The following is a 23561-nucleotide window of genomic DNA, read 5'->3' on the forward strand; positions in this document are numbered from 1 at the left end:
TGCCAGCAGGGCGCCACCGGGACCCCGGCTGCGCGGTCATGCCTCCCGCTTGAGCTCGGCGAAGCCCGGCTTGATCACCCGGTTGATCAGTTCGAGCCGCTCGGTGAACCCGATGAAGGCCGACTTCATCGCGTTGACCGTGAACCACTGCAGGTCGTCCCAGCCGTAGCCGAAGGCGTCGACGAGCTTGGCGAACTCCTGCGAGAGGCTGGTGCCGCTCATCAGCCGGTTGTCGGTGTTGACCGTGACCCGGAAGCTCAGCTGGCGCAGCAGCCCGATCGGGTGCTCGGCGATCGACTTGGCGGCGCCGGTCTGGATGTTGGACGTCGGGCACATCTCCAGCGGGATCCGCTTGTCGCGCACGTAGTCGGCCAGCCGTCCCAGCTCGGGGGCCTGGCCGTCCGCGACGACGATGTCGTCGATGATCCGCACGCCGTGGCCGAGCCGGTCGGCGCCGCACCACTGGATCGCCTGCCAGATCGACGGCAGCCCGAAGCCCTCGCCCGCGTGGATGGTGAAGTGGGCGTTCTCGCGCTGGAGGTACTCGAAGGCGTCCAGGTGGCGGGTGGGCGGGTAGCCCGCCTCGGCGCCCGCGATGTCGAAGCCGACGACGCCGACGTCGCGGTACCGGACGGCCAGCTCGGCGATCTCCATGCTGCGCGCCTGGTGCCGCATCGCGGTGACCAGCGCCCCGACCTGGACGCCGTGGTCGCGCCCGCCGTCGGCGAAGCCCTTGAGCACGGCCTCGACGACCTGCTCAAGACTGAGCCCGCCGCCCAGGTGCAGCTCGGGCGCGTACCGCACCTCGGCGTACACGACGCCGTCGCGCGCCAGGTCTTCGGCGCACTCGTAGGCGACCCGTTCGAGCGCCTCGGCCGACTGCATCACGCCGACGGTGTGCGAGAAGGTCTCCAGATAACGCTCCAGGGAGCCCGAGTTCGACATCTCGGCGAACCAGGCGCCCAGCTGGGCGGGATCCCGCGTGGGAAGATCGCCGTAGCCGCTCTCACGGGCGAGATCGACGATGGTCTCGGGCCGCAGCCCACCGTCGAGATGGTCGTGCAGCAGCACCTTAGGCGCGCGCCGGATGGCGTCGAGAGTCGGGCGATCGTCCATCTTGAGACTCTACATCTCCCCGACCTGCGCGGTCGCGGAGCGGCCAGTAGTTCTCGGTGAACAGCCTGGCGACCAGCCCGCCCCGGCTGGAGACGCCCGTCTTCTCGAAGACCGCCTTGAGATGGTCGCGGACGGTGTGCGCCGAGATGAACAGCGCGGCGGCGATCTCGCCGGTGGACAGGCCCCGGGCGACCAGCTGGGTGATCTCCAGCTCGCGCGGCGACAGCTCGTAGGCGTCGGCGATGATCGGGGCCATCTCGGACGCCGGGGCGGGCTCGATGATCACCGCGGTGGGACCCGGGCCGCCTTCGGCGGCGTCCAGGCACGACGCGTGGCAGACCAGCCAGTGGCCCTCCCGGGTGCGGATGCGCACCCGGGCGGCGCGGCCCGCGCGCGCTTGGAAGGCGGCGCCGATCACCCAGATGGGCAACCGCACCCCCAGCCGGGACGGCTCGGACGGGCCGTCGGGCAGCAGCGACAGGTAGTGCCTGGCCTCGTCGTTGATCGAGGTGGGCGCGCCGTCCGGGCCGAACAGGAGCATGCCCGGAGCCGAGACCCCGGACCGCTCCGCGGCGGGCGCGGGCTGGGCGAGCGAGCGCAGCCGGGCCCCCATCGGCTCGACGAACCGGGCGACGGCGGCGATCTCGTCCGGGCCGAACGGTTCGCGGCCACCGTCGCGGAACAGGCTCACCACACCCCAGGGCCGGTGCCCGACCCGCATGACGGCGCGCAGCTCGTCCATCAGGCCCTGGCGCCGGAGTCTGCGGTATTGGGCGCTGCGGTCGGGGACGTCGCCGGTGTTCCAGTGGAGCGCGCCCGCCGCCGCCGGGGCGCGTGCCAGATCACGGAACGGGATCACGGTCTCCTCGAGCAGCTCGCACTCCCAGTAGGAGTGGCACTGCGAGCCACCGTCGAGGTTCTGGACCCACATCGGCGCGGTGACCAGCCCGGTCTCGGGATCGGTGGCCGACCAGGCCGCCGCGTCGAAGGCCACCGTCCGGCGCAGCCGCGCGGACGCCCGGGTGAAAAGGGCCAGGGCCTCGTCGGTGCGGTTCATGCCCCCAGAGTGCCCCAACGATCACGTCGGCCGAACCCCTCGTTTGAGGGATGGGGGCCTCGCCCGCCCCCGGCCAGGCTCCAGAGCATGAGCACAAACATCGGAGTCATCGGCGCGGGAGCCGCCGCGGTGGGGTTTCTCGACGCGCTGTCACGAACGGACGGCCCCCCGGCCACGGTCACGGTCTTCGAGCCGTCGCCCCATCTCTGGCGCGGCCGCGCCTACCAGCCCGACCTGGACGCCGTCCGGGTCAACGCCCCGCCCGTGATCATGTCCGCCAGGCACGGCGATCCCGAGCACTACGCCCGCTGGCTGGGCGACCGGGCCGCCGACCATCTCGACACCCGGTTCGGGCAACCGATCGTCCCGCGCGCGCTTTACGGGAGCTACCTGGAGGACACCGCCGAGGCGGCCCTGAAGGCCCTCCGGGCGGCGGGCTGGCGGACCAGAATCGTCCGCGCCCGGGTGACCGGCCTCTCCGGGAACGCTCTGACGACCGACGACGGGGAACAGCACGCCATCGACCGCGCCGCGCTCTGTATCGGAGGCGGAACCCCTCGTGACCATTACGGACTTGGCGGCGCCCCCGGGTTCGTCCGCGACCCGTACCCGCTCGCGTCCACGCTCGACCAGATCGGCCTGGACCGGGACGTCGCGATCGTCGGCAGCGGCCTGACCGCCGTCGACATCGCGGTCTCCCTCGCCGCACGCGGCCATCAGGGGCATATCGCCTTCCTGTCCCGCGAGGGCGTCCTCCCCGCCGTGTGGCAGCGTCCGTTCCGGTTCGAGCCCCGCCACCTGGACACCATCGGGGACGAGCCCGTCACGCTCGACGGCCTGCGCGCACTCCTGGATGCCGAACTGGCCGACCTGGGGCAGGACCTGAGCGAACTCACCTCGGAGATCGCCGCCGTCCGCGACGAGGACCCGATCGCCCGCCTGCGGCGGCAACTCGCCCAAACCGACGCGCCGGGCCTGGGCAGGCGCGTCCTCCAGCAGGCCGCGCACACCCTCGGCCCGCGCGCCTGGCGCCTGCTTCCCGCCCACGAGCGCGACCTCCTGCGCGGCACGTATTTCCGCGCCGTCGCCAGCCTCGCCTCCCCCATGGTGCCGGGCAACGCGGCCACCCTCCTGGACCTGTTCGACTCCGGCCAGGCCACGATGGTCGCGGGCGTCCAGAAGATCGAGCCCGGTTTCCGGATCACCGCCGACCGGGACACGACCGCCGACGTGGTCGTCAACGCGGTCAACCCGCCGCCGCACTCAATCCCCCAGGGGGCCGAGCCGCTGGTGAGCGCACTGCTGGACGCGGGCGCCTCGCTGCACGACTCCGGCGGCCTGGTGACCGGCCCTGACCACCCCATAATCGGCGACCTGGCAGGCGGCGGATTCTTCCTCACCACGAGCATTCCGGGGCTCGCCGCCCGGGGTCACACGGTCGCGACCAGCTTGCGCGGCTCGTCCACGTAGGCCGCCGGGAGGTCGTCCCAGTCCACGCGAGTGATCCACAGTTCCGACGGCCGGACGAGGCCCCGCGCGACGGCGTCCAGCGTGGCGGGGATGGCCGGGAGGTTGTTGCCCTGGCCGAAGTTCACGCTGACGCCGCGCGTGTACATCGCGAACCCGGCGAGCGGAATGTCGCCGAAGTAGCCGCCGAGGCACTCGATCACACCACCCGGTTCGAGCAGATGAACTGCACGGCGCAGCCAGGCCAGATCCCCGGCGGCGTCCACGATCAGGTCGAAGGCCCCGTGGGCGCGGTCGGGCGGCCCCGAGACAGCATGGGCACCCAGGTCCTCGGCCAACGCGCGCCGGTCGGGGTCGTCATCGATGTAGACGACGGTCTCAGCGCCAAGCGCCACAGCGAACGCCGTCTGGAAGAGCCCGTGGTCGCCGAAGCCGAAGACCGCGACGCTGCGGCGTCCGGCCGCAAGCTGGCCGGAGATGATCGCGTAGCCGAGGCTGAGGCTGTCGGCCGCGGTCACGGCGTCCACCGGGGCGACCCCGTCCGGCACGGGCGTGAGCATCGTGTCCGCATACGGGACGCGCACCAGGTCGTCGAACATCCCGCCCCACGTCCCGCCTCCGGGAACACCGAAGGCCGCGCCCGGCGGCGTCGCCTCACAGTGAGCGGTGAGACCACCTCGGCACCGGCCGCACTCCCCGCAACTGATGTGCGGCGGGACGACCACAAGGTCACCCGGGACGACCCCGGCCACACGCTCACCGACGTCCACCACCCGAGCCACACCCTCATGCCCGATGGCGAACGGCCCCCGGAAGGGGGCGACACCCGCCACCACGGACCGGTCCCAGTCACAACGCCCCGAGGCGACCGGCGCCACGATCGCGTCGCGCCCTCCGGACAACCGCGGTTCGGGCGCGTCGCGCCACTCCACCCGTCCGGGCTCGACAAGGCACAGTGACCTCATGACGACTCCGTTCTACTATGGTGATCGCCATAGTAGAACTATGGCGATCACCATACAACCCTGGGAACGCCATGCCCCGAAAGTCCGACGCCCGCGAGAAGTTCGTCCGCACCGCCGCCCGCCTGTTCCAGGAGCAGGGCTACAGCGCCACCGGGCTCACACAGATCATCGAGGCCAGCGGCGCCCCCAAGGGCTCGTTCTATTTCCACTTCCCCGAGGGCAAGGAGCAGCTCGCCGTCGAGGCCGTCACGGTCGCGGGCACGACCGGCGAGGCCCTCCTGCGCGAGCTAGCCGCGTCCACACCCGACCCGGCCGACTTCGTCCGCGCCTACGCCGCCGGACAGGCCCGGACGCTGGAGCGCTCCGGCTACCGCCAGGGCTGCCCCATCGCCACCATCACGCTGGAGATGGCCGCCGACTCCGAGCCGATCCGCCGAGCCGCCGACCACGCCCTGGCGTCCTGGACCCAAGTGCTCGCCGACGTCCTGCGCACCGCGGGCCACCCCTCGCCCGACGCCCTGGCCCGCCACGCGATCGCCGCCATCGAAGGCGCGCTCCTGCTGGCCCGCGCCCGCCACTCCCCCGAGCCCCTCACCGAGACCGCCGACCTGCTGGCCGCCCTCATCACCGCACAGCCCCGCTGACCCCGCTCTCGGCGTCCTGGCCGGGAAGCTCGACCGTGATCGTGAGCCCGCCATCGGTGCGGGGAACGGCGGTCACCGAGCCGTCGTGGGCGGTGGCGATGGCCTGGACGATCGACAGGCCCAGGCCGCTGCCCTGGTAGGAGGTCAGCCGGTCGCCGTTGAGGCGGCGGAACGGCTCGAAGATCGCCTCGATCTCGTAGACGGCCACCATCGGGCCGGTGTTGGCGACCGTCAGCTCGGCCCCGCCGTTCCGGGCCCGGGTGGTCACCCAGACCTGGCCCCCCTTCTCCTCGTTGTGCCGGATCGCGTTCTCGACCAGGTTCTGCGCGAGCCGCTCCAGCAGCACCGCGTCACCGGCGGCGGGGGCGCCGTCCAGCAGCCGGTGCACGGTCACGCCGCGCTCCCCGGCCTCCTGCTCGGCGTGGTCGAGAACGTTCTCGACCACGTCTCTGAGGTCGAACGGGCGGCGGGCCACCACCCGGCGCTCGCTGTCGGCGAGGGCCAGCAGCCGCTCCACCAGGAGCTCGTGCCGGGCGTTGACCACCAGCAGCGACTCGCCCAGGCGTTTGACGTCGTCGCTGGCGTCGGGCCGCCGGATCGCGACGTCCACCATCGTCCGGTTGATGGTGAGCGGCGTGCGCAGTTCGTGCGCCGCGTTGGCGACGAAGCGCCGCTGGCCGTCGAAGACCAGCGCCAGCCGGGCGAAGACGACGTCACAGGTCTCGGCCAGGTCCCTCAGCTCGTCGCGCCCGCCCCGGTAGGAGATACGGCCGGCGAGATCCTGGCTCTGCGCCACCCGCCGGGCCGAGTCGGTCACCTTCCGGATCGGCCGCAGGGCCCATCCGGACATGAGCCAGCCCAGGGCGCACGCGATGACGCCCAGTACCGCGACCGCGCCCAAGCCCCAGGTGGTCAGGTTCCGCAGGCTCCGGTCCTTGAACTGGCTCGCGACGACCAGGCCCTGCTCATCAGCGATCCTGTACTCCTTGCTGCCCGGCTGGAACGGGTAGCACCCTTGGCCGGCACATTGCACCGACTGCTGGATCTCGCGGGGCGACACCTGGTCGGAGAAGGTGGCGTTCAGGTTGGCCTTCACCAGGAAGAAGCAGCCCGCCAGGACGAGCACCCCGACGGTGAAGATCAGCACGCTGTAGACCAGCGTGAGGCGGACGCGGATGGACAGGTTCATGGAATGCGGTACCCCGCTCCCGGGACGGTTTCGATGATCGGCGGGTCGCCGAGCTTGCGGCGCAGCTTCATCAGGGTCATCCGGACGGTGTGGGTGAAAGGGTCGGCGTACTCGTCCCAGACCTTCTCCAGCAGCTGCTCGCTGGAGACGACCGCGCCGTCCGCCCGCATCAGCTCGGCGAGCACCCCGAACTCCTTGCGCGCCAGCGGGACGTAGTGGCCGTCGCGGTAGACCTGCCGCCGGGCCCGGTCGAGCCGCAGGCCCGCCCGTTCCAGCACCGGCGGATCGGCCGGACGCGACCGGCGGCCAAGCGCCAGCACCCGGGCGACCAGCTCGGCGAAGTCGAACGGCTTGGGCAGGTAGTCGTCGGCGCCGAGCGTGAGGCCCTCCACCCGGGCGGACACGTCGCCCGCCGCGGTGAGCATCAGCACCCGGACCAGGGCGCCCGAGTCGACGATCGACCGGCACACCTCGTCGCCGTGCACGCCCGGCAGGTCGCGGTCGAGGACCAGCACGTCGTAGTCGTTGACCTGGAGCCGTTCCAGCGCCCCCGCGCCGTCGTAGGCGACGTCGACCGCCAGTGCCTCCTGGCGCAGGCCCTCGGCGATCGAGTCGGCGAGCATCCGCTCGTCCTCGGCGATCAGTACGCGCATCGGCCCTCCGGGAATCGATCTTCAGCCGCCCATCATGCACGCCGCGCGCGTCACCTCAGCGTCACTCTTTCCGGTGACGGGAGGTTGACCGCCCGGTCGCTTCTCTTGCCCTTCATGACCGATGGAGAGAAGCGAACATCGCGCCTGGAGGCGCTGGTTCTGGGGGTGCCCGCCGTCGCCGCTCTGACCTTGGGGTTCTGGGGAGCGTCCGGCCTGTCGCTGTGGCGGGACGAGGGCATCTCCGTCCTGGTGGCACGGCGCTCGATCCCCGACATGGCCCGTTTCCTCTCGCACCTGGACGCGGTGCACGGCACCTACTACCTGCTGCTGCACGGGGTCATCGCCCTGTTCGGGGACGGCGAGCTCGCGCTCCGGCTCGCGTCGATCGTGGCGCTGGCCGTCGCGGCGGCGGGGGTCGCGGCGCTGGGCCGCGGGCTGATCTCACCGCTGGGCGGCCTGCTCGCCGGGCTCGTGTACGCCGGGAGCCCGTTCGCCTCCCGTCACGCGCTGGAGGTCCGCGCCTACGCGATCACCACCGCGCTCGCCGTCGTGGCCACGCTGCTGCTCGTCAGGACGCTGGAGGACGGCACCCGGCGCCGCTACGCGGGCTACGGCGCCGCGGTCGTGGCCCTCGGCGCGGTGCACCTGTTCGCCCTGCTCGTCGTCGCGGCTCATCTGGTGACCGTCCTGCTGACCCGCAGGGAGCGGCTGGCCGGATGGCTGGCCACCATGGCAGCCGCGGGGCTGGTGCTCAGCCCCCTGGCCGTCCTGGCGGCATCACAGAGCCACGTGACGCACTGGCTGCGCCGTCCCGGCCTCGGCGCCGTGTCCGACTTCGCCACGGAGTTCAGCGGCTCGGACGACCTGGTGCCGGTCGTCGGCCTGGCCGTCCTGGCCGGGGTCGCGCTCGCCCGGCCCCGAGGGCCGGTCGACGTCCGGGCCCTGGCCCTGCCGTGGCTGGTCGTGCCCGCCGCCGTGCTCATGCTGGTCTCGCAGTTCCACCCGATCTACCAGCCGCGTTACGTGATCGCGAGCCTGCCCGCCGTGGCGCTGCTGGCGGCCGCGGGGCTGGTGCGACTCAGGCGGCACACGTGGGTCGCGCCGCTCCTGCTGATCGGGCTGCTGGCGGCCGAGCCCCAGGCGAAACTGCGCGATCCGGGCCGGTGGCCCGACCAGCTCCGCGAGGGCGCGGACGTCGTCCGGCGGCACAGCCGTCCCGGCGACGCCGTCGTGTGGCTTCCGGCCGGGCGCAGGGCGGTCGGCGAGGTGTACCCGGACGCCTTCGGGCACCTGCGCGACCTCGCCATGGCCGTCTCGCCGACCCGGGCCGAGGACTTCGCCGGGATCGAGCACGGCCCGGACGAGATCGTCCGCCGCCTCCAGGACCCGAGCGTGACCCGCGCCTGGCTGGTCGAGGGCGAGACCCTCTGGCGCGGCCCCGGCATGGACCCGGTGAACCGCGCCAAGATCGACGGCCTGACGGCGCACTTCCGCCCTTCCAGCCACTGGCGCGTGCGGGGGCTGTCGATCACCCTCTACACCAGGCGTTCCTGACGGGTCAGGCGATGCGGTCGATGATGAGCGGCTGCGCGTCCACGGTGCCCCGGTCGGTCACCTCGACGGCGCCGTCGAGGGCCTCCAGGGCGCGGGGGAAGCGGGTCTCGTCGTCGGCGAAGAGGGTCAGGAGGGGTTCTCCGGCGGTGACCTTGTCGCCGGGCTTGGCGTGGCAGATGATGCCCGCGCCGAACGAGACCGGGTCCTCCTTGCGGGCGCGGCCCGCGCCCAGGCGCCAGGCCGCGACGCCCACGCCGTAGGCGTCCAGGCGGGTGAGGACGCCGGTCGCGGGCGCCGTCACCTCGTGGGTCTCGCGGGCGACCGGGAGCGGGGCGTCGGGATCGCCGCCCTGGGCGGTGATCATGCGGCGCCAGACGTCCATGGCCGAGCCGTCGCGCAGGGCGTCGGCCGGGTCCTTGGCGGCCGTGAGGCCGGCGGCCTGGAGCATCTCGCGGCCCAGGGCCACGGTCAGTTCGACGATGTCGGACGGGCCGCCGCCCGCCAGGACCTCCACGGACTCGGCGACCTCGACGGCGTTGCCCACGGCGTTGCCGAGCGGACGGTCCATCGCGGTCAGCAGCGCGACGGTGCGCAGGCCGTGGTCGGAGCCGATCGCCACCATCGTCTCGGCCAGCTCGCGGGCGTTGGCGACGGTCTTCATGAACGCGCCCGAGCCGACCTTGACGTCCAGGACGAGCGCGCCGGTGCCCTCCGCGATCTTCTTGGACATGATCGAGGACGCGATCAGCGGGATCGACTCGACGGTGCCGGTGACGTCGCGCAGCGCGTAGAGCTTGCGGTCGGCGGGCGCCAGGCCGGTGCCCGCCGCGCAGATCACCGCGCCCGCGTCGCGCAGGACGCCGAGCATCTCGTCGTTGCCGAGGGACGCGCGCCACCCCGGGATCGACTCCAGCTTGTCCAGCGTGCCGCCGGTGTGGCCGAGGCCGCGGCCCGACAGCTGCGGGACGGCCGCCCCGCAGGCCGCGACGGCCGGGGCCAGCGGCAGCGTGATCTTGTCGCCGACACCGCCGGTGGAGTGCTTGTCGGTGGTCGGACGGTCGAGCGCCGACCAGTCCATCCGCTCGCCGGAGCGGATCATCGCCTCGGTCCACCGGGCCACCTCGACCCGGTCCATGCCGTTCAGCAGGATCGCCATCGCCAGCGACGCCATCTGCTCCTCGGCCACGGCGCCTCGGGTGTAGGCGTCCACGACCCAGTCGATCTGCGCGGGTGTCAGCGCGCCGCCGTCCCGCTTGGCGCGGATGACGTCGATGGCGTCCACGGTTCTCCCTCTATCGGTTGATCAGGTCGTCGGGGCCGAACGCGTCCGGCAGGACCTCCGACATCGGCAGGACGCCCCGGGTCGTCTCGACCAGCAGGGCGGGCCCGCCGTGCTCCCACAGCAGCTGGCGGCAGCGGCCGCACGGCATCAGGGGGTCGCCGTTGCGGTCGACGCAGACGAGCGCCACCAGCCGGGGACGACCGCTTCTGCCGGGCCCGAACAGCGCGCTGACCAGGCTGCACTCGGCACACAGGCCGAGGCCGTAGGACGCGTTCTCCACGTTGCAGCCGGTGACGACCCGCCCGTCGTCCACCAGGGCCGCGGCGCCGACCGGAAAGTCGGAGTAGGGCGCGTACGCCCGCCCCATCGCCTCGCGCGCGGCGGCGCGCAGCGACGTCCAGTCGATCTCGTCCATGATCAATGCCCCTCGCCGCGACGGTAGCGCACGTTGTTGGCGGCGGGCATCCGCAGGCGCTGTGACGCCAGCGACAGCACCAGCAGCGTGGTGATGTGCGGGCTGTAGGTGACGATCTCCTTGGGCAGCTGGTCGGTGGTCAGGTACCAGACCAGCAGCAGGACGCCGAGGACGACCGAGATCGCCAGCCGGACGTACATCGACCGGCCGGACGGCCCGTTCTCCGGCACCTGGGCCAGTCGCGGACGGCGGCTCCGGTAGACCAGCATCGCCGCGAACCCGAACAGGCCCAGCGAGACCACCAGCAGCAGGGCGTGGACGGCCCCGGTCGCGCCGCGCTGCTGGAGCGCGTCGGTGTAGCCGAACAGCCCCGTCCCGGCGGCCAGCCCGCCAGGACGCCAGTTGCCGAAGATCATCGCGGCGAGGCCGATGAACCCGCGGCCGCCGGTCTGGTTCTCCTGGTACTGCGACGAGCCGACCATCGCCAGGAACACGCCGCCGAGCCCGGCCAGCGCCCCGGAGATGATCACCGCCGCGTACTTCATCGAGTAGACGCGCACGCCCAGCGACTCGGCCGCGTACGGGTTCTCGCCGCAGGACCGGACGTGCAGGCCGAACGCCGTCCGCCACAGCACCCAATAGGTGATCGGCAGCAGCGCCAGCGCGATCAGCGTCAGCACCGACAGGTTGGTGGTCAGGCCGCGCACCAGCCCGGCCACGTCCGACACCAGGAACCAGTGGTGCTTCTCCAGGTCGCCGAGCGGCCCGCCGATCCCCGGGACGCTCACCGTCGGGAAGTCGGGCAGCGGGGGCGACTGGGTGGCGCCGCCGCCGCGCTCGTCCACGAAGAAGATCGTGGACAGGTAGCGGGCCACGCCGGGGGCCAGGATGTTCAGCGCCACACCGGACACGATGTGGTCGACGCCGAACGTCACCGTGGCGATCGCGTGCAGGAGCCCGCCGAGCGCGCCCATCGCCACGCCCATCGCCAGGCCCGCCCACGGGCTGCCGCTGAAGTAGGCGCCGCACGCGCCGCCCCACGTCCCGAAGATCATCATGCCTTCGAGCCCGATGTTGACCACGCCGGAGCGCTCGGACCACAGACCGCCGAGGGCGGCCATGCCGATCGGGATGCCCAGCGCCAGCGCGGTGCCGAACGTCCCGGCGGACGTGATCGCCGTCTCGCCGGTGATCGCCCGCAGCAGCACCAGCCCGCCGAACACCGACCCGAAGATGACCAGCGCGCGGAACCACGGCCCGCGGGTCTTCCCCGCCGACTCCGGCTCGGCCGGACGAACCTTCGTCAGAGAGGTCACGCCGCCACTTCCTTCCCGGCCGCCAGTTCAGCCGCCACCGCCTGTTGCTGCCAGCGCAGGCCGAGACGATGGACGATCTCGTACACGACCACCACCGACAGCAGCACGGCCGCCTGCGTGATCGCGACGATCTCCTTGGGAATCTCGTTGAACTCCAGGATCTGCGACGACTGGTCCAGGAACGACCACAGCAGCGCCGCGAAGGCGATCCCGATGGGGTGGTTGCGGCCCAGCAGCGCGATGCCGATGCCGATGAAGCCCAGGCCCTGCGGGAAGTCGAGCCCGTAGGTGTGCGAGGAGCCCAGCAGCTGCGGCATGCCGATCAGGCCGGCGGCGGCGCCCGACAGCACCATCGCGGTGACGATCATCTTGCGGGCGTCCACGCCGCTGGCGGACGCGGCCGTCGAGGACAGGCCGGTCGCGCGCAGGTCGTAGCCGAACCGGGTCCGGTTGATCACGATGTGGAAGGCGACGCCGACCACGACCGCCAGGATGATCAGCCCGAAGACGTCGAGCCTGGCGCCCGGGTAGGGGATGCCGGCGATCTGGCCGGACGAGCCGATCGGCTTGGTGCCGATGTTCTCGCTGCCCTTCAGCTGCGTGCCGAGCCGGTCTTCCTGGAGGAGGTAGGCGATCACACCGGTCGCGATGAAGTTCAGCATGATCGTCGAGATGACCTCGCTGACGCCCCGGGTCATCTTCAGCAGGCCGGCGATCCCGGCCCACATCCCGCCGACCAGCATCGCGGTCAGGATGATCACGACCTGGTGCAGGCCGGGCGGCAGCGCCCACGCGCCGCCGACCGCGGCGGCGAGCATCGCCGCCAGCCGGTACTGGCCGTCCACCCCGATGTTGAACAGGCCCATCCGGAAGCCGATCGCCACCGCGATCGCCGACAGGTAGTAGGTCGAGCCCCGGTTGAGGGTGTTGGCGACGCTGTCGGGTTCGCGGCCGAACTCGATCATCGCCTGGAACGTTGAGGGCGGGTTGAACCCGCTGATCGACAGCACGATCGAGGTGACGACGATCGAGAACACCAGCGCCACCACGGCCGCCAGGGTCGTCAGCGCCAGCGGCGAGGTCTTCAGCCAGTTGATCAGTGCGGGCCCCGCGACCCTCAACCAGCGCACCAGCGCCCGCACCGCGGTCTTCAGCCTGTTCACGACTCGTCCTCCACGTTGGCGCCGGTCATGGCGGAGCCGAGCCGCTCGGGGGTGATGTCGGCGGGGTCGGCCTCGGCCACGACGCGGCCGCGCAGGATCACCCGCAGCGTGTCGGACATGCCGATCAGCTCGTCGAGGTCGGCGGAGATCAGCAGCACCGCCAGTCCCTCGGCGCGCGCGTTGCGCAGATGCTCCCAGATGGCCGCCTGGGCGCCGACGTCGACGCCCCGGGTGGGATGGGACGCGATCAGGAACGCCGGGTCACCGGACATCTCCCGTCCGACGATCAGCTTCTGCTGGTTGCCGCCCGACAGGGCCGCCGCGGTCACGTCGATGCCGGGCGTCCGGACGTCGTACTCCCGGACGATCCGTTCGGTGTCGGCGCGGGCCCCGGTCCGGTCGATCCAGATGCCCTTGGAGTTGGGCCTGCTGGTCTGGTGGCCGAGGATGCGGTTCTCCCACAGCGGCGACTCCAGCAGCAGCCCGTGCCGGTGCCGGTCTTCGGGGATGAACCCGACGCCGCTCTCGCGGCGGCGGCGGGTGGGCCAGCCGGTGATGTCCTTGCCGTCCAGCGCGATGGTGCCGGCGTCGGGGGCGCGCATCCCCATGATCGCCTCGACCAGCTCGGCCTGCCCGTTGCCCTCGACGCCCGCGATGCCGAGGATCTCCCCGGCGTGGATGGTGAGGTCGACGCCGTCCACCACGGCGCGTCCGGTGGAGTCGCGCACGGTCAGCCCGCGCAGCTCCAGCACCGGACGGTCGGTCACCGTCGACTCGCGCAGCTCGGGCACCGGCAGCTCGCTGCCGACCATCAGCTGGGCCAGCTCGCGCGCGGTGGTCTCGCGCGGATCGATGCAGTTGGCCACGGTGGTGCCGCGGCGGATCACCGTGATCTCGTCGGCGACCGAGAGCACCTCGTCGAGCTTGTGCGAGATGAAGATGACGGTCAGGCCCTCGCGCTTGAGCTCGCGCAGGTTGTCGAAGAGCTCCTCGACCTCCTGCGGCACCAGCACGGCGGTCGGCTCGTCCAGGATCAGGATGCCCGCGCCCCGATAGAGAACCTTGAGGATCTCGACCCGCTGCCGGTCGCCGACGCCGAGCTGCTCGACCAGCCGGTCGGGCTCGACCCGCAGGCCGTACTTGCGCGACAGCTCGCGGATGCGCGTGCGCGCCTTGGCGCCGATGCCGTGCAGCTTCTCGGCGCCGAGGACGACGTTCTCCAGCACGGTCAGGTTGTCGGCCAGCATGAAGTGCTGGTGCACCATGCCGATGCCGCGCGCGATGGCGTCGGACGGCGAGTTGAAGGTGACCTGCGCGCCCCCGACGCTGATGGTGCCCTCGTCCGGTTTGTGCATGCCGTAGAGGGTCTTCATGAGGGTGGACTTGCCGGCACCGTTCTCGCCGACGATGGCGTGCACCGTGCCGGAGGCGACGGTGAGGTCGATGTCGCGGTTGGCGACCACGCCCGGGAAGCGCTTGGTGATACCGCGCAACTCGAACGCGGGCGCGGTATCCGCCGACCGCTCTGTCGTGGACATTCCTGACTCCTACGCAGGCCCCATATACCGGCAGGGGACGGAGGGCGCGCTGGTCGGCGCGGCGCCCGCCGTCCCCGGCTCGGTGCGTTCAGGTCCGTTCCCTATTTGGTGGGAACTGTGATCTTCCCGTCGATGATCTGCTGCTTGTACTCGTTGATCTTGGCTTCGAGCGGCTTGATCTCCGTGGAGTTGGCCGTGGAGTACCCGATGCCGTCGTTCTTCAGGTCGAAGGTGACCGGCCCCGCCTGCACGGTGTTCTTGCCGACGTTCTCGACGAACTGGAACACCGCGGTGTCGACCCGCTTGAGCATGGAGGTGAGGATGTAGGGCTTCTGGGCCGCCTCGGCCGTCTGGTACTGGTCGGAGTCGACCCCGATGGCGTACTTCTTCTGCGCGACGGCGGCCTGGAACAGGCCGACGCCCGAGAGGCCGGCGGCGTGGTAGATGACGTCGGCGCCCGCGTCGAACTGGCCCTCGGCGACCGTCTTGCCCTTGGCCGGGTCGGTGAACCCGGAGAAGTCGGTGCCGCGCGAGATGTACTTGATGTCGATCTTGACGTTCGGCTTGGCCTTCTTGGCCCCGGCCACGTACCCGGCCTCGAACTTCTTGATCAGCGGGGTGTCGACGCCGCCGATGAAGCCGATCTTGCCGGCCTTGGACTTCTCCGCGGCGGCCGCGCCGACCAGGAACGAGCCCTGCTCCTCGGCGAAGATCAGGTTGGTGACGTTGGCGCCCTTGACCGAGCTGTCGTCGACGATGGCGAACTTGGTCTTGGGGTACTGGGTGGCCACCTTGCCGAGCGGGCCCGCGTAGGCGTAGCCGACGGCGATCACGGGGTTGTACCCGGACTTGGCGAGCAGGTCGAGACGCTGGACCTTGTCGTTGTCGCTCTCGCCCTTGGTGGCCTCGATGTCCTTGATCTCGACGTTGAGGTCCTTCTTGGCCTTCTCCAGACCGGCGAACGCGGCGTCGTTGAACGACTTGTCGCCCCGGCCGCCGATGTCGTAGGCGAGGCCGACCTTCACGGTCTTCTTGCCGTCGCCGCCGTCGTCGCCGGTGCTGGCCTTCTTGCCGCCGCACGCGGAGGCGCTGAGCGCGAGCGCTGCGCCCGTCAAAGAGACGAGCGACATCTTCAATCCACGGCGCAAGGTAGCGCTCCTTCCGGTTCCGCCCAAGGCATAGCGGCCCCCACCGGCCACTGAAATCGTTGGGACGCTACCTCGCGAAATACGACGAATGCCTACCGTGCACCATTTCGCAACGCGTCCGTTACCAACGCGTACAGAATATCCGCACTGGTCAGAACGGCGTCCGACCGGTCCGTTCCAGCGCGGCGTCCGTTCGACCACGGCGTTTTTCGGCCATTCCTCCAAAGAAGGCCGCACCGAGACGTCGTTGGCCTGTCCAATCCTACAACCGGACAGACGATGGTGAAACGCCCGCCGGGTCGCGGCGGGCGCCTTCCCTGCCCCGGGCTAGGCGAGCGCGGCGCCCTCGACCGCCTCGGGGTCGCCCGGGCGCGCGCCGTCCCACAGCGCGGTCAGCGCCGTCGCCGCCAGCACCCGGACACCGACGCCGACGCAGTCCTCGTCCACGTCGAAGTCGCCCCGGTGCAGGTCGTACTCCTTGGTCGAACCGGGCGCCCGCACCCCGAGCCGGGCCAGCGCGCCGGGGATCGACTCCAGGTACCAGCCGAAGTCCTCGCCGCCGAGGCTCTGCGGGGTGGGCACCGCGCCGTCCTCGCCGAGCACCTGCGCGGCCGCGTCGCGGAACATCTGGACGCTGGTCGCCTCGTTCACGGTCGGCGGGACGCCGCGCACGTACTCCAGCGACGCCTCGACGTCGTAGGCCGAGGCCACCGATTGCAGCAGCGACTTCATCATCTCCGGCGCCCGGTGCCACGCCTCGTCGTCCAGGCAGCGGACGGTGCCCTCGGCGATCCCGTCGTCGGGGATCGCGTTGGCCACCGACCCGGCCGAGACCCGTCCCCACACCAGCGAGAGGCTGGAGCGCGGGTCGACCCGGCGCGACAGCGCCGAGGGCAGCTCGGTGACGATCTTGGCCAGCGCGTAGACCAGGTCGGCGGTCAGGTGCGGCCTGGCGGTGTGCCCGCCGGGACCGGTCACCTTCACATAGACCTTGTCGCACGCCGCGGTGATCGCCCCGGTGCGCAGGCCCAGCTCCCCGACCTCGATGCGGGGGTCGCAGTGCAGCGCGAACGCGCGGTCGACGCCGCAGATGCCGCCCGCCGCCATCACGTCGAGCGCGCCGCCCGGCGTCTCCTCGGCGGGCTGGAACAGCAGCCGCACCCGCCCGGGCAGCAGCCCGGCCTCGGCCTGCTGCGCCAGGAACATCCCCGCGCCCAGCACCATCGCGGTGTGGACGTCGTGCCCGCAGGCGTGGGCGACGCCCGGCACCGTCGACCGGTACGGGACGCCCTCCTTCTCGTCCTGGAGCGGAAGCGCGTCGATGTCGGCGCGCAGCGCCACGGTGTAGCCGTCTTCGGGGCCGATGTCGCAGAACAGCCCGGTGCCGCGCGGCAGCACCTGCGGGTTCAGCCCCGCCTCCTTCAGCCGCTCGACGATGCGTCCCGTCGTGCGGTACTCGGCGTAGCCGAGCTCGGGGTGCATGTGCAGGTCGCGGCGGAAGCCGATCAGCTCGTCCTCGTGCCGGGCCAGGAAGGCGTCCAGCTGCGGTTGCAGCGCCGCCCCTCCCCCCAGCCCGGCGGCCCGCGCCGCCTTCGTGTCCCCGTCGTCGTCCGCCGCCCCCGGGGCGGTCGGTGGTTCAAGGCCGGGCATCACCCCGGGTCCCGGATAGCTCATATGCGCCCCCTGCGCGAGGGCGGAGCCGGAAGGCGTCCGCCCAGTGGTTGTACCGGCCCCTTCGGGGCCGGTCTCGGAGCCGCCCGCCGACGGCGCGGCGGAGGCGGCGTCGTCGTCGCGATCGCCGTGCTCCGCCGGATCGGCGGGCCGTTCAGGCCCCGGCATGTGCCACCTCCCCGAGAGTGACGAACCTGTCGCCGGCGAACTCGGCGATCGCCGCGTCCACCACGTTCTCCAAGGTGCCGCCGTCGGCGCGGATCGCGCGCTGGCGTTCGTAGGGCGCCCCGTGCTCCAGTACTTCGCCCGCTACCTTGAGTTCCTCGGCGCAGCCGAGACGGTCGGCCACCGGCTCCAGCTCCCGGATCAGCTCATAGAGATCGTCTCGGAGCGGAGCCGTGTTCCCAGTGTCGTCGGTGATGACGATGGCGTCGAGTCCGTAGCGCGTGGCGCGCCACTTGTTGTCGCGCACCACCCACGCCGCGGGCCGCGGGAGGGTGTACCCGCGGTCGAGCTGCTGCTCGAAGAGGGTGACCAGGCTCTGGCACAGGGCCGCGGCCATGCCCACCTCGCGCATGGTCGGGATGCCGTCGAACATCCGGATCTCGATCGTGCCGAAGTCCGGGTGCGGGCGGATGTCCCACCACACCTCCTTGATGCTGCGGATCGTCCCGGCGCGCTTCAAGGTGTCCATGTAGTCCTCGAACGCCTTCCAGTCGTCCAGCAGGTGCGGGGGGCCCGCGGTGGGGAGCTGGCCGAACACCACGGCGCGGCTGGAGGCCAGGCCGGTGTCCGAACCGCTCCAGAACGGGCTGGACGCGGTGAGCGCGAGGAAGTGCGGCAGGTAGGCCGCCAGCGCGTTGACGATCGGGATGGCCCGGTCGCCGTCGGAGATGCCCACGTGCACGTGCACGCCGAAGGTCTGGATGCGGCGCGCGAGCCACTGCATCTGCTCGATCAGCTCGGCGTAGCGCTGGATCGGTGCCAGCACGGCGTCCCGCCAGTCGCTGATCGGGTGCGTGCCCATGCAGGCCAGGGCCAGCCCCCGCGCGGCACTGGCCGCGCGCAGCTCGCCGATCGTCGCGGCCAGGTCGTCCTTGGCCTCGCCGACGGTGTCGCTGATACCGGTCACGATCTCGACCGTCGATTCCATGAGCTCGTGCCGGACTTTGGGGTTGTCACCCCCCTCGCTGAGGGACGGCAGGGCGGCGAGCACCTCGCGCGCGTCCTGCCGCAGGTGCCTGGTCTCGGCGTCGATGAGCTGAAGCTCCCACTCAACGCCCAGCGTCGCGCCGCGCGACGGGTTGAAGTCAATGGCCACGGCCAACCTCCGTCCACAATCCTCGCAGGTGACTGCGAGACACGTGGCGCAATTCAGCCAGCGGGTCGGTGGCCCGGCCAAACGCGAGCCCAGGCCAGAACCCTTCCACCCATCATGGCGCCCGGTGCCCGCCGTCTGCGGAGGTCCATGCCCTTTGTGGATCATTTGACTCGTCCGGGCCGGAGGCGAACACGTCAGGTAACTGATTTCGGTCATCACCCGCCCGCCCGACATCACCCATATTGACTAGTCACACCCGTCCCGGTGACGGTCTGGTGACACACGCAGACCGTCCAGCCGGGGGGAATCGGGACGCCACCGCCCGGGTACACGTTTTCCCGACAGGTCGCCTAGTCTTCGGGGAGCCATGGGTACCTCACGTCGCGCGGCAGCCGCGCTCTCCGTGCCGCTGGTCGCGGCCTGTCTCCTGGCCGCGCCCCCGGCGGCCGTCGGCGCCGCGTCGGGTTCGGCGGCGTTTCCCCAGGTGGCGACGGGTGCACGCGCCCCGAGCGCCGCACCCGAGCCGGTGGGCGGGCCCAAGCTCGCCTCGCGCGGCATCGTCGCGGGAACCGGAGCGGGCGTACCGGGGCCGCCGAAGATCAAGGCATCGTCGTATCTGATCGCGGACGGTGACACCGGCGACGTCCTGGCGGCCAAGGACGCCCACGGGCACTACCTGCCCGCCAGCACGCTCAAGACGCTGACCACGCTCACGCTCGTGAGCAAGCTCGACCCCAACCTCATGGTCAGGCCCACCCAGGCCACCTGCGACGTCGAGGGCACCAAGGTCGGCATGACGCCGAAGATGGAGTACAAGGTCTCCGACCTGTTCTACGCGCTGATGATGATGTCGGCCAACGACGCCGCCCTCGCGCTGGCCCAGGCCAACGGCGGGCTCGCCAAGACGCTGGCCGACATGAACGCCGAGGCGCGCCGCATCAACGCCCGCGACACCCTCGCCGGATCGCCCAACGGGCTCGACAAGGACCTGGGCCTGTCGGTCAAGACCCAGCACACCTCGGCCTACGACCTGGCGCTGATCCTGCGCGAGGGGCTCAAGAACGCCGACTTCCGCCGCTACGTCGAGAAGATCGACCACTACTTCCCCGCGCCGCCCAGCAAGAAGGAGCGCAAGAAGGGCAAGAAGACCAGCGGCTACCCGATCCACACCCACAACCGGCTGCTCCCCGGTCAGCCGCACGCCTACCAGGGCATGCTCGGCGGCAAGAACGGCTACACCAACGCCGCCGGGCAGACCTACGTCGCCGCCGCCCGCCAGGGCAAGAAGACGATCGTGATCTCGCTGATGCGCGCCGACAAGCCGCCGTCGGAGTACGCGGCCGACCTGCTCGACTGGGGCTTCGCCGCGCACGGCAAGGTCGAGCCGGTCGGCTCCCTCGTCCCGCCCGGCGCCGAGCCCGAGAAGAAGCCCGTCAAGGGCAAGCCGGGCAACCTGCTGCCGCACACCCTCGAGGGCGAGGGCTCGGGCCGGAACTGGGGCCTGATCGGCGGAGCGGTGGCGGGCGGCGTCCTGGCCATCGCGGTCATCGCCACCGTCCTGCGGCGCCGCCGCGAGGAGGCCGCCTACGGCGGCGAGTCACCGCCGCCCCGCGAGCCCGCCCACGACGACGCCGAAGCCTAGCCCCGCACCACGCCAAGGCTTGCCCGCGCACCACGACGCCGAGACTCGGCCGCGCACCACTCGAGGCTTGCCCGCGCACCACCACGCCGAGACTCGGGCCGCACCACGACGCCGAGGCTTGGAAGACACGCGACGGTAAGACTTCCCTCACTGGTCGACGTCCGCCCGCGCGGCTTACGCTCGCGGTGGTGCCGGTCACCGCGCGCCGCCGCTGGACGGCGGACCGGTGCCACGGGAGGAACGCGTCGTGACTCACCCGTATCCCCACGCGTCACCTGTCTCCGCGCCCGACTCCATCGAGCATCCGAACGTCTCCCTGATCCGGGACGGCTACATCGCCTTCTCCAAGGGGGACATGGAGCTCATCCGCGGGCTGCTCCACGACGGGGTCGTCCACCGCGTCCCCGGACGCGGCCCGCTGTGCGGCGACTACACCACCGCCGAGGAGGTGCTCGGCTTCTACGTCCGGCTGTTCGAGCTCTCCGGCGGGACGTTCCGCAGCGAGCCGTACGCCGTCATGGCCGACGACCGTTACGGCGTCGCCCTCGTCAACACCTACGCCGAACGGCCGGGCCGGGTCCTGGCGGGCCGGGCGGTGGACGTCTTCCGCATCGAGGACGGCCGCATCGCCGAGATCAGGACGCAGGCCGAGGACCAGTACGCCGACGACGAGTTCTGGTCGTAAGGGAGCCTCTGAGGGCTTACCCGGGGGCTCCGGCCGCGGATCCGAGCCGCGTGCCGGAGCCCGTCCCGGCCGTGCCCTGCTCGCCCTCGGGGGTCTCCTCCGCCTTCGCGGCGTTCTCGGCCTCGGCGTCGGCGTGCAGGACGACCATCCGGGTGGCGGTCCACGCGGCGGCGAACAGCGCGAACCTCGACACGATGTTCATCCAGACCATGAGCCCCACCAGCACCGCGAACGAGGCGTAGACCGGGTTCTGCGTGGTGTGGCCGAGCAGCAGCGTGGCGATCTGCTTGAGGAACTCAAAGCCCAGCGCGCCGAACAGCGCGCCCCTTATGATCCGCCGCCAGGGCGCCCGGGTGCCCGAGAGCCGCGAGAACAGCACCAGGAAGATCACCGTGTCCGCGGCGATCGCCACGGCCAGCGACAGCAGGCGCAGCGCCGTGCCCGCGCCGGTCACGTCGTCCAGCCCCACCCAGCCGAGCACGGTGTTGGTCGCCTGGGTCGTCACCGTCGACACCGCGATGCCGAGGATCAGCGTGACGCCGAGGAAGACCAGGACGGCGCCGTCCCAGACCTTCTTCATGAAGAAGTTGCCCTCGGCCTTGGGCTCGTTGCCCCAGATGTCGCGCAGGGACTCGCGCAGGACCTCGACCCACCCGAGCCCGGTGAACAGCAGGCCAGCCAGGCCGACCAGCCCGACCGCGGTCTTGGAGCGGGCGATCTGCTCGACCTTCAACTGGTCGCTGAGGCCGGGCAGCAGCGAGTTGATCGCCTCGACGAAGTAGTCGCGCGCCTCGTCGCTGACCCCGACCATGTAGCCGAGCAGCGAGTAGGCCAGCGCCAGCAGCGGGAAGAACGACAGGAAGCCGTAGCAGGTCAGCGCCGCCGCCAGCCGGTCTCCCCGGCGGTCCTGGTAGCGCTCGTACGCGCGGACCAGATGGCCGAACCACGGCCACTTCGCCCGCCGCCCGCGCAGGACGCCCTTGCCCGCCTCCTGCGCTCCACCGAGGCGCTCCCGCGCACCCTTGATCACCTGACGCATGTACGGACGGTACCCAGGACGTGCCCCTCGATGCATGGACGGGCGCTGACCTGCGGGTCAGCGGGGGACGAAGAGGAAGTCGCGCTGGGGGCGCCAGACGCCGTCCAGGCCGTGCTCGTAGAGCGAGAAGCCCCACACGACGAAGTCGGCCTCGTAGCCCGCCAGCTCCTTGAAGGCACGGTCCATGACTTCTTCGGGCAGGTGATGGGCCACGGTGACGTGCGGGTGGTACGGGAAGGCCAGCGGCAGGGCCGCAAGCGGGCCCGACTGGACCCTGGCCTGAAGGCGCTCGCAGCCGCCGATGCCGTCGGCCAGCGCGACGAACACCACCGGGGACACCGGACGGAACGTCCCCGTCCCGCGCAGCTTGATCGGGAACGGGCGCTCGGTGGCGGCGATCGCGCGCAGATGCTCGTCGATCTCCTCCAGCGCCGGCTCCTCGACGTCGGTCGGCGGCACCAGCGTCACGTGCGTGGGGATCGCGTGGGCCAGCGGGTCGCCGAAGGCCGCGCGCAGGCGCTGCAGCTCGGCGCCGTAGGGGTCGGGGATCGGGACCGCCACCCCGATCGTCCGGAGGGCGGGCGCCCCGTCCCGGGGGCCCGCTCCTGTGACCGCGTCGTCTTTAGCGACCACGTCCGACGAATCCCACCCGGTCGCGCACGAGCTCCATGGTCCGCGCGGCGACCTCTCCCGCCCGCTCGGCGCCGCGGGCCAGGGTCAGATCGAGCTGCTTCTCGTCGTCCAGCAGCGCCAGGGCGCGCTCGCGGATCGGGGTGAAGGTGTCGAGGACGGCCTCGGCCAGATCCTTCTTGAACTGCCCGTACCCGGTGCCCTCGTAGCGCTTCTCCAGGTCGGGGATCGGCGTCCCGGACAGGGCGGAGAAGACCCGCAGCAGGTTGGTGACGCCGGCCTTGTTCTCCTCGTCGTACCTGACCTCGGAGCCGGTGTCGGTGACCGCGCGCATGATCTTCTTGCGCATCGGGCCGGGCTCCTCCAGGACGTCGACGATGCCCTGCGGCGACGACGCCGACTTGCTCATCTTGGCCGTCGGCTCCTGAAGATCGGTGATCTTGGCGGCGCCCTCGGGGATGTACGCCTCGGGCGCCACGAAAGTGTCGCCGAAACGATGGTTGAACCGCTGCGCCAGCGTCCGGGTCAGCTCCAGGTGCTGGCGCTGGTCCTCCCCCACCGGGACGTGGAAGACGCGCTCACCGGGCCCCGGCTCGGGCGAGTACAGCAGGATGTCGGCGGCCTGGAGGATCGGATACGTGAACAGCCCGACGGTCGCCGCCGCGGCGCCCTGCTTGGCCGACTTGTCCTTGAACTGCGTCATGCGTCCCGCCTCGCCGAACCCGGTGAGGCAGCCCAGGACCCACGCCAGCTCGGCGTGCTCGGGCACGTGGCTCTGCACGAACAGCGTGGAGCGCTCGGGGTCGACGCCCATCGCCAGCAACTGCGCGGCCGCGACCTTGGTGCGCCCGCGCAGCAGCGCGGGGTCGTGCTCGACCGTGATCGCGTGCAGGTCGACGATGCAGTAGAACGTCTCGTGCGTCTCTTGCAGCGCGACCCACTGCCGCACCGCGCCCAGGTAGTTGCCGAGGTGGAACGAGTCGGCGGTGGGCTGGATGCCGGACAGCACGCGCGGTGTCGTTGCGGCGCTGCTGGTACTGGACGGTAGCGACATGTGCACGGACCG

21 protein-coding genes are annotated in these 23561 nt (G+C 71.5%); 5 read left to right on the forward strand and 16 right to left on the reverse strand.

Annotated features, from left to right (window positions below; genetic code table 11):
* Nucleotides 1-36: 36 nt before the first annotated feature.
* Nucleotides 37-1116 carry an adenosine deaminase gene (locus ACQPY4_RS36600; protein WP_433329037.1) on the reverse strand — a complete coding sequence of 360 codons (1080 nt, stop codon included), beginning with the start codon at nt 1114-1116 and terminating at the stop codon, nt 37-39.
* Entirely contained in the window at nt 1073-2173 is a 1101-nt protein-coding gene (locus ACQPY4_RS36605) for a helix-turn-helix domain-containing protein (protein ID WP_433329039.1), read from the reverse strand. Before ACQPY4_RS36605 ends, ACQPY4_RS36600 begins: the two co-directional genes overlap by 44 nt.
* A gap of 87 nt (nt 2174-2260) precedes the next feature.
* On the opposite strand from ACQPY4_RS36605, the gene ACQPY4_RS36610 reads away from it, so the two are divergent.
* Nucleotides 2261-3643 (forward strand): FAD/NAD(P)-binding protein, encoded by a 1383-nt coding sequence (locus tag ACQPY4_RS36610; protein WP_433329041.1) that lies wholly within the window; start codon nt 2261-2263, stop codon nt 3641-3643.
* On the opposite strand, the gene ACQPY4_RS36615 is transcribed toward ACQPY4_RS36610, so the two are convergent.
* Complete coding sequence (locus ACQPY4_RS36615; RefSeq protein WP_433329043.1) at nt 3604-4605, reverse strand: zinc-dependent alcohol dehydrogenase; 1002 nt, start codon at nt 4603-4605, stop codon at nt 3604-3606. The genes ACQPY4_RS36610 and ACQPY4_RS36615 overlap by 40 nt on opposite strands.
* A 71-nt stretch (nt 4606-4676) precedes the next feature.
* On the opposite strand from ACQPY4_RS36615, the gene ACQPY4_RS36620 reads away from it, so the two are divergent.
* Nucleotides 4677-5249 carry a TetR/AcrR family transcriptional regulator gene (locus ACQPY4_RS36620; RefSeq protein ID WP_433329045.1) on the forward strand — a complete coding sequence of 191 codons (573 nt, stop codon included), beginning with the start codon at nt 4677-4679 and terminating at the stop codon, nt 5247-5249.
* Here ACQPY4_RS36620 and ACQPY4_RS36625 read toward each other — a convergent pair.
* Both ACQPY4_RS36625 and ACQPY4_RS36630 read right to left on the reverse strand, forming a co-directional pair.
* Nucleotides 5230-6438 carry a sensor histidine kinase gene (locus ACQPY4_RS36625; protein ID WP_433329047.1) on the reverse strand — a complete coding sequence of 403 codons (1209 nt, stop codon included), beginning with the start codon at nt 6436-6438 and terminating at the stop codon, nt 5230-5232. The two genes, ACQPY4_RS36620 and ACQPY4_RS36625, sit on opposite strands and share 20 nt — an antisense overlap.
* Nucleotides 6435-7091 carry a response regulator transcription factor gene (locus ACQPY4_RS36630; protein WP_433329049.1) on the reverse strand — a complete coding sequence of 219 codons (657 nt, stop codon included), beginning with the start codon at nt 7089-7091 and terminating at the stop codon, nt 6435-6437. Before ACQPY4_RS36630 ends, ACQPY4_RS36625 begins: the two co-directional genes overlap by 4 nt.
* A 114-nt stretch (nt 7092-7205) precedes the next feature.
* On the opposite strand from ACQPY4_RS36630, the gene ACQPY4_RS36635 reads away from it, so the two are divergent.
* On the forward strand, nt 7206-8645 hold the full coding sequence (locus ACQPY4_RS36635) for a glycosyltransferase family 39 protein (RefSeq protein WP_433329051.1): 1440 nt from the start codon (nt 7206-7208) through the stop codon (nt 8643-8645).
* A gap of 4 nt (nt 8646-8649) precedes the next feature.
* Here ACQPY4_RS36635 and ACQPY4_RS36640 read toward each other — a convergent pair whose 3' ends face one another.
* From ACQPY4_RS36640 to ACQPY4_RS36675, 8 genes are all read right to left on the reverse strand, one after another.
* Nucleotides 8650-9927, reverse strand: coding sequence for a thymidine phosphorylase (locus ACQPY4_RS36640; RefSeq protein ID WP_433329053.1), 1278 nt, complete (start codon nt 9925-9927; stop codon nt 8650-8652).
* A 10-nt stretch (nt 9928-9937) separates the two neighbouring features.
* A complete protein-coding gene (locus tag ACQPY4_RS36645) occupies nt 9938-10342 on the reverse strand; it encodes a cytidine deaminase (RefSeq protein ID WP_433329055.1) in 405 nt (134 codons plus the stop codon).
* Between the two features lie 2 nt (nt 10343-10344).
* Nucleotides 10345-11658 carry an ABC transporter permease gene (locus ACQPY4_RS36650; RefSeq protein WP_433329057.1) on the reverse strand — a complete coding sequence of 438 codons (1314 nt, stop codon included), beginning with the start codon at nt 11656-11658 and terminating at the stop codon, nt 10345-10347.
* Nucleotides 11655-12821: an ABC transporter permease gene (locus ACQPY4_RS36655; RefSeq protein WP_433329059.1), complete on the reverse strand. Its 1167-nt coding sequence runs from the start codon at nt 12819-12821 to the stop codon at nt 11655-11657. Before ACQPY4_RS36655 ends, ACQPY4_RS36650 begins: the two co-directional genes overlap by 4 nt.
* Nucleotides 12818-14359, reverse strand: coding sequence for an ABC transporter ATP-binding protein (locus ACQPY4_RS36660; protein ID WP_433329061.1), 1542 nt, complete (start codon nt 14357-14359; stop codon nt 12818-12820). Before ACQPY4_RS36660 ends, ACQPY4_RS36655 begins: the two co-directional genes overlap by 4 nt.
* Before the next feature lie 101 nt (nt 14360-14460).
* Complete coding sequence (locus tag ACQPY4_RS36665) at nt 14461-15489, reverse strand: BMP family lipoprotein (RefSeq protein WP_433329063.1); 1029 nt, start codon at nt 15487-15489, stop codon at nt 14461-14463.
* Nucleotides 15490-15834: 345 nt separating this feature from the next.
* Nucleotides 15835-17181 (reverse strand): M20 family metallopeptidase, encoded by a 1347-nt coding sequence (locus ACQPY4_RS36670; RefSeq protein ID WP_433339164.1) that lies wholly within the window; start codon nt 17179-17181, stop codon nt 15835-15837.
* A gap of 151 nt (nt 17182-17332) precedes the next feature.
* On the reverse strand, nt 17333-18499 hold the full coding sequence (locus ACQPY4_RS36675; RefSeq protein WP_433329065.1) for a glutamate--cysteine ligase: 1167 nt from the start codon (nt 18497-18499) through the stop codon (nt 17333-17335).
* 367 nt (nt 18500-18866) lie between these two features.
* On the opposite strand from ACQPY4_RS36675, the gene ACQPY4_RS36680 reads away from it, so the two are divergent.
* Together ACQPY4_RS36680 and ACQPY4_RS36685 are read left to right on the forward strand one after the other, a co-directional pair.
* The gene (locus ACQPY4_RS36680; protein WP_433329067.1) at nt 18867-20141 is read left to right on the forward strand and encodes a D-alanyl-D-alanine carboxypeptidase family protein; all 1275 of its coding nucleotides are present in this window, start codon (nt 18867-18869) and stop codon (nt 20139-20141) included.
* Between the two features lie 247 nt (nt 20142-20388).
* A complete protein-coding gene (locus tag ACQPY4_RS36685; RefSeq protein WP_433329069.1) occupies nt 20389-20826 on the forward strand; it encodes a nuclear transport factor 2 family protein in 438 nt (145 codons plus the stop codon).
* A 16-nt stretch (nt 20827-20842) separates the two neighbouring features.
* Here the strand turns inward: ACQPY4_RS36685 and ACQPY4_RS36690 are convergent, their stop codons facing one another.
* The 3 genes from ACQPY4_RS36690 to trpS are packed head-to-tail and all read right to left on the reverse strand — an operon-like array spanning nt 20843 to nt 23549.
* Nucleotides 20843-21865 (reverse strand): YihY/virulence factor BrkB family protein, encoded by a 1023-nt coding sequence (locus ACQPY4_RS36690; RefSeq protein WP_433329071.1) that lies wholly within the window; start codon nt 21863-21865, stop codon nt 20843-20845.
* Nucleotides 21866-21922: 57 nt separating this feature from the next.
* Nucleotides 21923-22498 (reverse strand): 2'-5' RNA ligase family protein, encoded by a 576-nt coding sequence (locus tag ACQPY4_RS36695; RefSeq protein WP_433329073.1) that lies wholly within the window; start codon nt 22496-22498, stop codon nt 21923-21925.
* Nucleotides 22488-23549: a tryptophan--tRNA ligase gene (trpS, locus tag ACQPY4_RS36700; protein ID WP_433339166.1), complete on the reverse strand. Its 1062-nt coding sequence runs from the start codon at nt 23547-23549 to the stop codon at nt 22488-22490. Before trpS ends, ACQPY4_RS36695 begins: the two co-directional genes overlap by 11 nt.
* Nucleotides 23550-23561: the final 12 nt, after the last annotated feature.

The sequence above is a fragment of the Spirillospora sp. CA-294931 genome (assembly GCF_050946795.1).
Lineage (GTDB): Bacteria > Actinomycetota > Actinomycetes > Streptosporangiales > Streptosporangiaceae > Spirillospora.